Here is a 14408-nt window from a genome sequence, read left to right on the forward strand (position 1 = left end):
TTCAAACCACTGCAGCTGCGTCAATCACGCGCAGTTGCGGATTGATCGTTCCATTCCAATAATTCAAACTAAGATGACCAGCTAAATGAATCATTTCACCAATATTTTCAAAAAGAAAATCACCTAGCGATGTCCCTACAGCACGAAAAGCTATTCCTTGTAGTTTTTTTCCTTCAACATTAGATACAATGAGGCGAAGATGTCCTTTACCAACTTCAGATAGATTCACCAGTCGATGAGAGGGAAGAACAAAAACAGGTGTTGCATTCCCTGCCCCAAATGGCCCTGCTTTTTCAAGCAATTCAAACAGCGCTTCATTAACACCAGAAGCAGAAAGAGAACCATCTATACTAAGAGATTTTTTTGCACGCAACTGTGAAACCATTAAAGAAACTTTTTCTTCTAGCCATTTTCGAAAAATTTCAATTTTTGTTGATTGAATTGTAATTCCTGCTGCCATACTATGTCCCCCTCCTTTTTCTAATAAATTTAATGTAACAGCTTCACGAACGAGTGCTCCTAAATCTATACCATTAATTGAGCGTCCCGACCCTACGCCATTTCCATCTTCTTTCAAAGCAATAGCAAAAACAGGGCAAAAAAAACGCTCTTTAAGGCGGGAAGCAAGAATACCAATAATTCCCGGATGCCATTCTTTATGAGAAATTACAAGTGACAATGGTATTTCTTGATCTTGATAAAGAGAAGAAATGTAAGATTCCGCTTGTGCTAATTGAATGTTCTCCATTTCTTGGCGTTCTTGATTAAGCCGATCTAATTGTTCTGCTATTCTGTCCGCTTCATCTTTATTCTCACAGCTAAGCAAACGTGCTCCCAAAGCTTGATCACCAATGCGCCCTCCTGCATTAATTCTAGGACCTAATAAAAAGCCTAAATGAAAACTATTAAGCGGCTCCCCTATTCGTGCAACCTTTGTTAAAGCTGTTATTCCTAGATTATGCATAGAACGAGCAACTTGAAGCCCTTTTAACACAAAAGCACGGTTAACCCCCTGTAATGGAACGACATCACATATGGTTGCCAATGCAACAAGATCAAGCATACTTAAAAGATCAGGCAGCGGTCCTTGGAATTGTTTTTTCCGCAGCAAATGATGAACCCAAGCTAACGTAACAAAAACAACGCCAGCTGCACATAAATGCCCCTGTTTAGAAAAATCATCAGGACGATTAGGATTGACAAGAGCAACAGCTTCTTGATGAATCTCTGACATTTGATGATGATCTAAAATCACAACATCAGCACCAGCAAGCCTCGCTGCTTTTACGGCATCAGGACTGTTTGCACCACAATCAACAGTGATGATTAACCGAGCGCCTTCTTGCACAAGCATCCTCATTGCTTGTTCATTCGGACCATAACCTTCAACAATACGATCAGGAATATAAATTTTGACTTCAATACCAAAATAACGAAAAAAACGTGCTATGAGTGCCGATGAACAAGCACCATCAACATCATAATCACCAAACACAGCAACCTGTTCTTGATTGAGAAGAGCCTTAACAATGCGCTCTGCAGCGCATTGCATATCCCTAAAACTTTCTGGATCAGGCATAAGCGTACGTAATGTTGGATTAATAAAAGCAACAGCCTCAGCTTCATCCACATCTCTTGCTGAAAGTACTCGAGCTAACTGATCTGGAAAGCCAAATTTTTGAGAAATAGCGCGCGCGTTATTTATCCCTTGAACATCAAGGGCATCTAACCAAGCTTGACCACAAGCAGAAGATTCAACATTGAGAAAATAACGAGACCACTGCATTATTTCTTATTTTATAATGAAGAACGATAAAAGACAATCATGCGTTAAAGATAAAATAGTCTTTTGCAACATTCATTTTAAGTTTAAATGGTCTACAAACTTCTTTTAATGGGGTATTATAATACCTTTCTTGTAACATATTGTTTTATAAAGTTTTTATTTTCTCTTGACGTCAATCAAAAGACATTATATCAGAGCAAGTAGTATGCGTTAAATATTTCGCTATGGTAACAATTTTCAACGCAAAACAGTAAAAATTCCCTTATATTAAAAGGGTTCTAATAAAGGATACTTCTATGGCAACTTTTTCACAAAAGCCAACTGAAGTGGTGAAAAAATGGGTTATTATTGACGCAGAAAACCTTGTTTTAGGTCGTCTTGCCACATTTGTTGCTAACCGCTTACGTGGCAAACATAAAGCTACATTTACTCCACATGTTGATGATGGTGACAACGTTATTGTCATTAATGCAGATAAAATAGCTCTCACTGGCAAAAAATATACGGATAAAAAATATTATTGGCATACCGGCTATATTGGTGGAATCAAACAACGTACAGCACGTCAACTTCTTGAGGGGCGTTTTCCCGAACGCGTTATTGAAAAAGCGGTAGAGCGTATGATTCCTCGAGGGCCCCTTGGTCGCCGTCAATTGAAGAATCTACGTGTTTACGCTGGAAGCCAACATCCACATGAAGCACAACAGCCTGAATCTCTTGACGTTGGTGCTTTAAACCGCAAAAACAAAAGGATTGCTTGATTATGGCTGAAATTAATTCTCTTTCTGAGCTTAGCATAGTAACAAGTATTACAGAAACACATGAAAATGTTGTTCCTGTTCACGTGCAGAAGCTTGATTCACAAGGACGTGCTTACGCAACAGGAAAGCGTAAAGACGCTGTTGCGCGTGTATGGATTAAACCAGGTTCTGGAAAAATCACGATCAACAATAAGGAATTTGACAAATATTTTGCTCGTCCTGTTCTTAGAATGATTCTTCGTCAACCAATTGTTGCAACAAATAGGGATACCCAGTTTGATATTATTGCAACCGTTGCAGGCGGTGGTCTTTCTGGACAAGCCGGTGCAGTGCGCCATGGCATTTCCAAAGCTTTAACCTATTACGAACCAGAACTTCGCTCAATCTTGAAAAAAGGTGGGTTTCTTACCCGTGATAGTCGTGTTGTTGAACGTAAAAAATACGGTAAAGCAAAAGCACGTCGTTCTTTCCAATTCTCAAAGCGTTAATTTCAATTTTTGCAATGCATAAAGCCTCGGACAAAAACGGGGCTTTTTAAAACTGCTAAAACAGACTTTTAGATGAATGTAGGAACAAATCTATACCGATTAGAAAAAACAAGAATGCAAAACAACCTCTTCTCTTAAGATAAAAGGCAAGAAAAATAGACCGAAAAAATTCAAAACTTCAGTTTCAATTTTTTAAATCTGTTTTACTAACTTGTAATATATCGACGTGCTAAAGCACGAAAATATTTACGCGACAACTTTAGCAATCTTATAAGCTTTTCAATGCTTTTTCTATCACCACTTAACAAGTTTTAGTCCAAGAAATGCTTTACCATTGTGATAAAATGAGGGACAGAAATAGGCTTTGACATATATTCTTCACATCCACTGGCACGAATTCGCTCCTCATCGCCTTTCATAGCAAAAGCTGTTACAGCAACAACGGGGATTGATCGAAGTTCTTCATCTTCTTTTAATTGTTTAATAACATCTATTCCAGAGACCTCTGGCAACTGGATATCCACAAGGATAAGAGATGGCATTGATGAACGCGCCAAATCTAATGCCATAAGACCATTACGCGTTTCAACGGTTTCATAACCACTCGCTTCTACAAGATCGCGAAATAACTTCATATTAAGCTCATTATCTTCCACGATCATGACTTTTTTTGACATTCGTATAACTCCACCCTTCTCAGATAAAATAGAGAAATAGAAATGAATCCACATTCTCTTTGCTTAAGATAAAATGATAAAATGAATTGTAAACCACAAAGAGATTAAAAGATTCCAATAAAAGCATTTTTGCAAATATTTGTAAGACGCATCGCTATACTTATTCAGTTCATCAACATAAAACCCACAAATAGTCGTAAGATTGTGTGACCTTGTATTTTTTGAGTTGATATACAAAGTTTATGGATATCTCAATTAATGCATTCGCGTTTTCATCATAAAAAAATATCAACCACAAACTTAGCTAAAATGCGCATTTTGAAGAGGAAAAAATTTAAGTAAATTTAAAAAGCAACTGATTAGCTGAATTTAATGTACCATATACTGGCATCCACAAAACAATATCTTAATGATATAAAAAGATAAACTTATCAATGTCATTAAGATTAAAAAAAATAAATAAACCGTGATTAAATATCACGATTTATTTAATATAAAACATTCAATAACAGCATAATTCAAATTTGATCAAGGATAATATCTTTTAATTCAAAGCCCATGAACTATGAGCAAAAGCATCGAATGTTCTTCCACCTGTCTCTCTGTTAGGACTGGGCGGCTTTCTAGTAAAGAAATATACAAAATATGCGATTAAAGCAAAAATCGCTGTCTCCATCCCCATTAAACCCGCGACTTTTTGGACATTTTTCTCAGCCCCTTGTCCTCCAAACTGGCTAATAACCATATCGACAGCTTTAATAACTCTATTTTCCTGTGTCATTACAGAAATAAAACCAGCATTTTGAAATCTGCCATTTAAAGAATCAGCATTGGCTCTTAAAATCTGTGAAAAGAAAATCGCTACTGCAACAAAACATACTATACAATGCTTGAATATTTTCATCATAACCACCTAATTACAATATTTAGTAAAATAAATTTTCTTTACCGCCCCCTCTAGATAGAAAACATTCCGTTATCTATCGATAAAGTATATTTATTTTCTGATAATAAAAATATAATACAAAATTCAATTAATAATTTTATTTTAATTGTTATTTTTATATTATATTACACTTACAATATTCCGTTACATGTTTATTTAACGATTGTCAATTATTTTATTTGTACTTTACATTTAGTAATTTAAATATAAAAATATATTAAAATAAAGTTATTTTATTGTTTTTATTATAAATTTAGCTTTATTATCATAAATATTATTATGATTTTATAATATAAAAAATATCAATATGTTGTTTTTTTAGTTACACGCAATGTTTTTATTTTTTTGTATAATATATTAAAATAAATATTTTTATAAAATATTTTTCCTTAGTATAGATTGAGAAAAAATATTTGCCCCAGCTACAATTAGCGTAAGAACCAGCTTAACTCTTTGATTGAAAAGCTAAATTAGATAAGATAAGGGATAACTTTGGTGAATGCGCTAAATCTAATGCCATAAGCTATTACACATTTCAACGTTTTCACAGCCATGCGTTTCTACCAGAACATGGAATAATTTTAATAAAGTTCATTGTCTTCCACAATTATAACTTTCTAACATTAATATAATTCCACGACTTTAAGATAAAATAGAGAAATAAAAATGAGTCCACCTTTTTTCTAACCAAGATAAAATGATTAAAATATAAATCATAAAAAATTTAATAATGTCCAATAAAAGCATTTTTGCACAAACCTTTGTAATGCTAATCGTTATACTTCTTCAGTTTATCAAAATGATAATCTAGAATAGCCATAAAATTATATGATCGTATATTTTTTGAGTTAATACGAAAAATTTATGGATATTTAAATCAGCTCATGCCCCTTTTCATCTTAGAAAAGATATCAATCACGAAAATTAACATAGATATATATATTTTGGAAAAAAATTTAAATAACGTTGATATGGATAGATTATTTGCTAGCAAACAATCTTCTCTATTAAATCAGAGTGTTCACTACTGTGATATTGTAATCTCAATCACGACAACACTTCAATAACAGACTAAAATATAGATTCACTATAAGCTTAAAATAAAAATTTTGGAATTGATCATACATACAATGAATGAACCGTAAAATACAAAAGTAATCATAACACTAGAAAATGAAAAAGCTTATCACTCTTGTTCACTATTCCTTCCTCTCTCATTTTTTCTGTGTTATTTTTAAAGTCTTGTAAAAGATATGAATTACATGCAAAAAAAATTAGCCCTTTGTAATCTCTACGCCATCAATCACATTAGTTTTATTAATGATAAGCAATAACATTTGTATAGCTCTAAGCTTAGAGAGCAAAACCAGATTAAAGTATCATTTTTATTTATTGTAAAAGAGGATGTAAAACTCCATTTTTCTCTTATCATTGTTAAGAAAAATTGAAAAGTGAACTTATTAATATTTAAAAAATAGAAAATAATTTTTTACAAAATAATATCTTATTTAATTAATTTTTAAAATAACCTATTTAAAATAATATAAATATATTATGTTTATATTGTATATTTTTAATTAAATAATATTATTTACAATAACACTAAAATATTACATAATAATTATCTTTATATTAAATAAAATCATAACATAAAATAAGAAATTCACAATAAAATTAAGTATAATTCTCTTAGTTTACAAGAACAATAAAGAAATATATTTAATTATGTTATTGAACTCAGTTGCGTTGCCATCGTTTTTTCCTGCTTTGCTTAGTGGATCCTTTTATTTCCAAGCAATTATTAACTGAATTTTGACTGCTCAGCATGCTGAAAAATCTCTATGTGATTGTTTTCTTGATAATTGCTATCATGTTGTTTAACGCAGCTCTTAGCTTTCTATCGGGCAACTTAAAAGCTTTATTCTGTCAATTTTCTTATTGTTTAAGCAAAAACTCATCCACGTAATAATATATTGAATGCAGCAACAAAATCCGTACGAATAACCACATTCTGCACATATAAAAATTACCCATCTTTGACAATTTTTTAGCACTATAAATGCAACAAAAATAAATTTTGCTCAGATGAGAAAGCACTACTAATATTGTACACCATCTTACCATTGGCTTGTGTCATCAAGCAGCCATCTAAACTCAAACTAATCTAAAACCAAGAAATTTAATTCTCTGATTTTTATTGTAAATTCTTTGCTCATAGCTATAGAAATACAACTGATTTTATGCATGAATATGTCTAATAAAAAATCCTCATGTGTAAATTTTACATGCCTTATACCGCCAGCATAAATAACGATATTTTACAGTACGATAGAATTTTCACTCAATTTTTTATTTTTATAATCATGATGATTTTTATATCATCCCCCTAATCCATTAAATTTACAAATTGTTTTCTTATAACTTATGAAAGTCATGACCATGGAAAGAAAAGCGCTCAACAGAACATATCCAATATTCCATTCGCCTTTACCAAGCAACAATGACACAGGCAAGGAAGCAGAAAAAGCCATGGGAAGCATAAACAAAAGCCATTTTACGATGCTTAAAGGATAAATTCCTATTGGCACAAATGAAAGCTCGTAAATCATTTCATGAAAATATTCGACAGGCATCTTACGGCTAATAATAAATGTTACAAAATTAAACATCATGAAAAAACAAATATTGACAATAAAAACACAAAATATTGCAACAATAAAAGAGATCCATCTTAGCTTAAGATCGGATATATTCGGTAATGATACAAATAAATAGGCACTAACATAAAGAACAAAGAGCTTGATCAGATTAAGAGGTTTACACCAACCAAATAACATCAACAACCAGATTGAAACGGGCTTTATCAAGTATGGTTCAATTTTACCATCCGCTACTTTTTCAAAAAACGTTTCAATAGAATTAGTAAAAATATTCAAAAATATTCCAAGTAAAACAAAGACAACAAAGATAAAATGGATTTCATCTCTGCTATAGTTACCGATCTTTCCTGAAAAAGAAGATATTCTATCAATAAATATGAATTGAATAAAATAATAGCATAGAGAAAGAATAAACTCCCCAGCCAAATTCTTACCATAAACAATCTGTCGGCGGATATTCAAACTGATAAAATGAAGGATTATTTTCATCTCAACCACCCGCTCCATTATATGCTTTCATCCCTTTATTCCAAGCAATATAAATTAAGAATAAAAAACACAAAATATAAGTAAAACTTCCGAAAATAAACTGCTGAAACAACGCTAAATTTTGCGTCGCGAAAAACTCGGCAGGAGCTGATATCATGAAACGATAAGGATTAAATTGCATAAGCGGAATAAGCCACACCGGCCAAAAAGATGGTGGTAAAAGAACACCACCAAGAAGCGTTGAACTGAGAATACTGAAAGAGAGTAATATATTGTACTCAATCACCCAAAAGCTTAATAGGGCAATTCCAAAAGAGAGTAAAAAACAAAGCAATTGTGATAGAATAACAACCAGAAAAAAGAACAGAAAAGCGATGACCAATCCCAGAATATTTTCATAGGATAAAACAAGCTTAACAACAAAAAGAGCCAATAACGGGATGCTATATAATACACTCTCCCCTAAAAAAGTAAAAAGTATTTGTGTCATATAACTAAAGGGCTTTGTAAGATATACTTCTAATTGACCTTCTTTAACATGATGAGAGAAAAACTTAATCACATTATAACCATTATTTAAGCGACCTAGGACTAAAGCAAAAGCATAATAATACATCATATCATAAAAGCTAAAGCCATTTATGGTGTTGCCCGTATCAGAGAAAAGTGCATTCCATAATAGAAGTTGAATAACAAATGGCGAAAGTGTCCCAATGATAATATCGGTAAAAAACATTGCTCTATCACTTAGAACAGTGAGTAATCCATTCTTGGCAAAAAGAAACATACCAAAGTAGTGGTTAGATAAATTCTTTAAATTTAACACGGAGCATCTCTTCAAGCGAGGGAGTGGATACAGAGAACGTACAGTTCAATTTGGTTGTAATTTCGCGTACAAAACGCGCAAAATCCTCACGGGGCAGCGAAACCTCCAGCGAGCATTCTTCAGCGTTAAAGTGCTTATCTTTTAAAGAAGTAGATAATTTCAACGCAATCTCATCAATTTTTTCTACAACAGCTGAAGGTACAGCCATGTGTTCACAAAAAAACGTTATTCTCACCAAAGAAGGGATGACATTTTTAAGCGCGTGAAGATTACCATGAAACTGTTTCTTTCCTTTATGCAAGAGAATAATATCATCAACGTATCCATCAATATCTCCCATATCATGACTTGTAATGATATACCCAGTGCCACGCTCCTTTTTCAGTTTTTTAAGAAGCTCCCTGATTTCATGCTTAGATGTAATATCAAGACCAATACTTGGCTCATCGAGAAACAACAGTTTAGGTCTAAAGGAGAGATTAAATGCCAATTCACTTTTCACTCTCTCACCCAGACTAAGCATCCGCACTGGCTTATCCATAATATGCTCAAGGCCCAGTAACTCAGCGATCTCTTTAAGATCACGGGTAAAAGAGGCGCGTTCAAGACCATATAATGGTTGAACCATATCCAAACTGTAGCGTAAGGGCAAATCCCACCATAAACAATTCTTGTGACCAAAGACCACACCCAAAGACTTGAACAGATTTTTCTTCGCTTTATAAGGATCAACACCAAGGACTTTAACACATCCCTCATCAGCGTATTGTATACCAGAAAGTATTTTAATCAGTGTCGATTTACCCGCTCCGTTAGGGCCAAGAATTGCTAACGATTGCCCTGAAAAGAGGGTGAAACTCATATCTTTTAACACATGATGATTTGTATAAACCGGCTTGAAGAGAGAAAACACCTTGTTTTTAAAACCAATTCCTCTGTCAATGTTGCGATATATTTTTGAGACGTTATTAACGTCAATCAATAATGATCCCATCAGTCACTCCTAATTTCAACTTATCTCCCCTTTGAATGTTCCCATAATAAATATCTGTTTTGTTCACTAGAAAAAACAAAAGTGTTCAAGCCCTCCCTAGAGCAATAAAACGCGCCTGACGTTTTATCTCCAATTTTTTGTCTAGATATTTTTTTAATGTGATGAGTTCACTTCAATGAAGCATTAAGATACTAAAAACTTATTTCTTCTTTTATGAAAGATGATCTTTTGGATAAACTAAGTAAGTAGAAAAATAATTGCTCATTAAAAAGAGAACTTTGCTAAGAAGGCTTCATTGTGTAAGTAAAGCATAAATCTATACTATAAGCATATCAAACCACATTTATAACAGAACAAACTTCCTTGACAACAGGATTTTTTTGAGAGTCTACTTTTCCTAAGCATTACTATAAAATGCCTTCATTATTCCCCATAAAAAACTAAAATCGCTTTCTCTATTTTAGTAAATATCTTTCAGATTTTATCTAACTCATCTCCCTCAACAGACACGCCTTCCCAATATATGACCTCTATAGATAATTCAAAGAAGCAGCTTCATAAACTCAGATTATTAAATGATACACCATATCCAAAAAATAACAATACAATCAATATGGATAAAGAGCTGTAGAAAGAAAGCCATGATATTCGAAAATTTCATCACTCAAAAACATAATTTTCTCATAGCGATTGACTTATCAAAAACTTCCTTCAAATGATGCCCTATTCATCTTATTAAATTTATAGACAAAATTTTATATCAATCAAAAAGAACAAATGAAGTTTCTTTACTCTGTTTCAGCATCACTCTCATTAAAAGACAAAAGATTAAAACTTTGAACCATATGAGGTGGTAAAGGTGCAACAATGTCCAATATTCCTCCTGAAGGATGAGGAATACGAATACGACGTGCATGAAGATGAAGACGATTTTGAATTCCTCCTAGTAATGTCCAATTACTATCAGAAAAAAAATACTTTGTATCGCCAATGATAGGATGATCCATATGGGCAGCATGCACACGAAGCTGATGTGTTCTCCCTGTATAGGGTTCCATTTCAAGCCACGAAAGAGCCCGCCCTCGTGTATCTAAAACGCGATAGTAGGAAACCGCATGATGTGAATCTGGCTCCCCATGTTCACAAACACGCATTTTGTCACCTTGTGCAGTCATTTCCTTAACCATCCACGTTGAAATTTTGTCCTGCTTTTTTTTAGGCACGCCACGAACCAACGCCCAATAAGTCTTTTTTGTTTCTCGCGCTCTAAAAGCAGCTGTTAAGGACTGAGCAGCTCCCCTTGATCGTGCAACAATAAGCACCCCCGACGTCTCACGATCAAGACGATGAACCAAACGCGGCTTTTCACCTTTTTTATTGCGCCATACCTCAAGCATACTATCCATATGACGTGTTAAACCAGAGCCTCCTTGGACAGCCAACCCAGCGGGTTTATTAAAAACAAATACCTTTGGATCTTCATAAAGCAGCATTTTTTTCAAAACGGTCCCATCATCCTGCCCACGAAGTGTTTTATCCGTTATTGAAAAATTTTCCTTGTCATTAATAGGGAGAGGTGGAATACGAACAGCCTGTCCTATACAAAGACGCGTATCGGCTTTAACACGTCCACCATCAACCCGTATCTGACCAGAACGCAACAATTTTTGCAAAGCTCCAAAACCAAGTCCTGGATAATGCACTTTAAACCAACGATCTAAGCGCATTCCATCTTCATCTGCCTCAACTTTTTTTATTTCTACGCCTGCCATGAAAGTTCCCTTGCCTGATAATTTTATTGATCTATTTTTGCGCCTTTATAAGCACAAATATAAACACAAAAATTCATATTTTAGTTGGCTTTATCACACCATATTACAGTTAGTATCCAAAATTGCCTTTTCTTAACGTCCAAATTTTATTAGCTAAAAATTAAGCGTTATAAAAAAAATCAATAGCCTTTACGCTTAACAGCGAATGGAGATAATTAACAGTGTCCTTATTCAAAACCTATGCACGTGTTCTCACTTACCTAAACAGAGAAAAAAATGCATCCCTTTTAATCTGTACCGCTAATGTTATGTTAGCGATTATCACCATTGCAGAACCTATTTTATTTGGACGGGTTATCGATTCTATTACAGAAAAAACAGGTATCATCTCTACTCTTGCCATTTGGGTTTGTTTTGGACTTTCACATATTATCGCTTATGTCCTTGTTGCTCGCGGTGCAGACCGCTTAGCCCATAGACGTCGCTTAACGGTTTTAACAGAATCTTTCGAACGTATCATTGCCATGCCGTTAATTTGGCATCAACAACGCGAAACATCTAACGCACTCCATACACTTTTGCGCGCTATAGATTCCATGTCAACCATATGGCTTGATTTTATGCGACAACATCTCTCAACGCTTGTCGCCTTATTGGTTCTCATCCCCATAGCCTTTAATATGAATTGGCGCCTTTCAATAGTCTTGGTTGTGCTTGCCATCATCTATGTATTAATTGCACGTTTAGTGATGCGAAAAACAAAAGACGGACAAGCCGCTGTAGAATGCTATCATCATAACCTTTTTAAACATGTCAGTGATTCAATCTCTAATGTTTCCATTGTACAAAGTTATAACCGAATAAAAGAAGAAACTTCCATACTGCATCAACATACAAATGCTCTTCTTAAAGCACAAAATCCTGTTCTCAATTGGTGGGCGCTCGCCAGTGGCTTAAATCGAATGGCTTCAACAATTTCAATCGTTTGTGTTCTTCTCCTTGGAGCTTTTTTTGTTGCAAAAGATCAATTACGAGTAGGTGAAGTCGTTGCTTTTGTTGGATTTGCACAACTCATGATTAGCCGCCTAGACCAAATGAGCAATTTTATTAATTGTGCAATATCCTCACAAGCAAAACTGCAAGAATTTTTTGAAATGGAAGACTCAACCTTTCATATTAACGAACCGCAAAATCTTCCTTCCCTCCAAAATGTTAAAGGCGCCATACAATTTCATCACGTGACCTATCAATTCCCAAATTCTTCTCAAGGTGTTTTTGATATTTCCTTTGAAGTTAAAGCAGGACAAACTGTTGCGATTGTAGGACCAACAGGGGCTGGAAAAACAACATTGATCAATCTGTTGCAACGCGTATACGACCCTACCCTTGGGCATATCTCCATTGATGGAATAAATATATGCTCAATCAATCGCGAATCTTTACGCAAATCTCTAGCAACAGTATTTCAAGACTCGGGTCTTTTCAACCGTACTATTCATGACAATATTTCAATAGGAAAAGCGAGCGCAACAAATGAAGAACTTTATGAAGCAGCAAAAATAGCAGAAGCTCACGATTTTATTCTAAAAAAAGCTGATTGTTATAACACAATGGTGGGCGAACGAGGATCTCAATTATCAGGTGGAGAAAAACAGCGACTAGCAATTGCACGCGCTGTTTTAAAAAATGCCCCTATTCTCATTCTAGATGAAGCAACAAGCGCTCTTGATGTTGAAACAGAAGCACGTGTCAAAGATGCTCTCGATTGCATAAGCCATAACCGCACTACTTTTATTATAGCACATCGCCTCTCAACAGTACGCAATGCTGATGTGATACTCTTTCTGGATCATGGTCACTTAATGGAAAAAGGAAACTTTCAAGAATTGATCGATAAAGGGGGACGTTTCTCTAATTTTTTAAAGGCAAGTGGTTTAACAATCAAACCACCAGAAAGAGAAGGAGAAAATGTTATCCCCTTACATGAAGCCATAGCATCATAAAATTGATACTCTTTTTCAAGCAAAAAAATCCTCCTCAAGATAACAAGAGTTCTTATATATGATACAAGTAAAAAGATTTCTAAAAATGCCACAATCCATTTTAGGTATTTAACAAAAATATTTTCCTATATCTGTGCATACTGACGAGTATACATTCTCATTTAGGGAAAATGTAAAGATGTAAAGGTAAAAACAATTTCCAGTTTTACCGTCTTCCTTTCACTCAGCTTTACGAATTTCAAAACGAACTAAAGTAATATCTTTTAAATAATGAATATTATGTATTGCGTTGCACTTTTGTTTATCACTTTCTTTATAGTCCTCTCATAAAGAACAGAACATCCTTGTTTTGCACATTCATATAACTTTTTTTAAGAAACATTTCTCAATGCTCTTAAGCCCATTTCACAACGACATTCGTGAGTGGTTTTGATTAATTTAACATACACAGAATTTGAAATAATAAAACCCTACGAATATTCGTAGCTCTTATTCAAAAGATAAAACGATAAATTATCATTATAATTCAATATATTAAAGCAATTTTATCATAAATAAATTAGATGTTAATCTAAATATTTAGATTTATGTTATATTCCTTTGATTTATATTGATAATTCATTACTTTATAACTTAAAATAAAGATTTATAAAGATAGGAGAATATTCCTTTCAAGACCTTTTAATAATAAACCAAAAAACTGTTTTCTTGTACATAACAAGCAAAATGAAAATAATAGCTCTAAGATACAACAACTCTTTTATAAGCCTTTTCAAGGAAAGAAATTTTATTCATTTGAAAACTAATCGAATAATGATAGCTTATAACTTTATAAGGATAATCGTATGCAATAAATCTTGTATTTTTCCTTTCATAAAAAGAGATGTTTCTTCAAAAAATCTATAAGAGCAACACAATAACGAGTCTTCCTAGTAAAAGAATACACAGTAAAGCATGAAGTGCTGCATAATCTATCTTATCTTAAAAAGGTGACTCCTGAAACGCT

The 14408-nt window shown here is 33.7% G+C and carries 10 protein-coding genes; 3 read left to right on the top strand and 7 right to left on the bottom strand.

The genetic code is table 11. The features are described 5' to 3' along the window. Position 1: 1 nt before the first annotated feature. Positions 2-1786, bottom strand: a complete 1785-nt coding sequence (recJ, locus tag ACFINS_RS05435) for a single-stranded-DNA-specific exonuclease RecJ (protein WP_375611494.1) — start codon at positions 1784-1786, stop codon at positions 2-4. A 296-nt stretch (positions 1787-2082) separates the two neighbouring features. Between recJ and rplM the strand changes: the two genes are divergently transcribed. Together rplM and rpsI are read left to right on the top strand one after the other, a co-directional pair. Further along, complete coding sequence (rplM, locus tag ACFINS_RS05440) at positions 2083-2547, top strand: 50S ribosomal protein L13 (protein WP_015856544.1); 465 nt, start codon at positions 2083-2085, stop codon at positions 2545-2547. 2 nt (positions 2548-2549) lie between these two features. Continuing rightward, a complete protein-coding gene (gene rpsI / locus ACFINS_RS05445; RefSeq protein ID WP_015856545.1) occupies positions 2550-3035 on the top strand; it encodes a 30S ribosomal protein S9 in 486 nt (161 codons plus the stop codon). Positions 3036-3346: 311 nt separating this feature from the next. On the opposite strand, the gene ACFINS_RS05450 is transcribed toward rpsI, so the two are convergent. The 6 genes from ACFINS_RS05450 to ACFINS_RS05475 all read right to left on the bottom strand — a co-directional run bounded on the left by ACFINS_RS05450 (position 3347) and on the right by ACFINS_RS05475 (position 11399). Beyond that, positions 3347-3712: a response regulator gene (locus ACFINS_RS05450; RefSeq protein WP_273724078.1), complete on the bottom strand. Its 366-nt coding sequence runs from the start codon at positions 3710-3712 to the stop codon at positions 3347-3349. 544 nt (positions 3713-4256) lie between these two features. Next, a complete protein-coding gene (locus tag ACFINS_RS05455; RefSeq protein WP_375650620.1) occupies positions 4257-4616 on the bottom strand; it encodes a hypothetical protein in 360 nt (119 codons plus the stop codon). A gap of 2420 nt (positions 4617-7036) precedes the next feature. Then, a complete protein-coding gene (locus ACFINS_RS05460; protein ID WP_375611493.1) occupies positions 7037-7825 on the bottom strand; it encodes an ABC-2 family transporter protein in 789 nt (262 codons plus the stop codon). Next, complete coding sequence (locus ACFINS_RS05465; protein WP_375705959.1) at positions 7809-8633, bottom strand: ABC-2 family transporter protein; 825 nt, start codon at positions 8631-8633, stop codon at positions 7809-7811. Before ACFINS_RS05465 ends, ACFINS_RS05460 begins: the two co-directional genes overlap by 17 nt. Next, a complete protein-coding gene (locus ACFINS_RS05470; protein WP_375629017.1) occupies positions 8608-9627 on the bottom strand; it encodes an ATP-binding cassette domain-containing protein in 1020 nt (339 codons plus the stop codon). Before ACFINS_RS05470 ends, ACFINS_RS05465 begins: the two co-directional genes overlap by 26 nt. Before the next feature lie 788 nt (positions 9628-10415). Beyond that, positions 10416-11399 (bottom strand): RluA family pseudouridine synthase, encoded by a 984-nt coding sequence (locus ACFINS_RS05475; RefSeq protein ID WP_375705960.1) that lies wholly within the window; start codon positions 11397-11399, stop codon positions 10416-10418. A gap of 221 nt (positions 11400-11620) precedes the next feature. Between ACFINS_RS05475 and ACFINS_RS05480 the strand changes: the two genes are divergently transcribed. Beyond that, positions 11621-13402 (top strand): glucan ABC transporter ATP-binding protein/ permease, encoded by a 1782-nt coding sequence (locus tag ACFINS_RS05480; protein WP_375645912.1) that lies wholly within the window; start codon positions 11621-11623, stop codon positions 13400-13402. Positions 13403-14408: the final 1006 nt, after the last annotated feature.

Source organism: Bartonella sp. AA2SXKL, from assembly GCF_042197205.1.
Taxonomy (GTDB): Bacteria; Pseudomonadota; Alphaproteobacteria; order Rhizobiales; family Rhizobiaceae; genus Bartonella.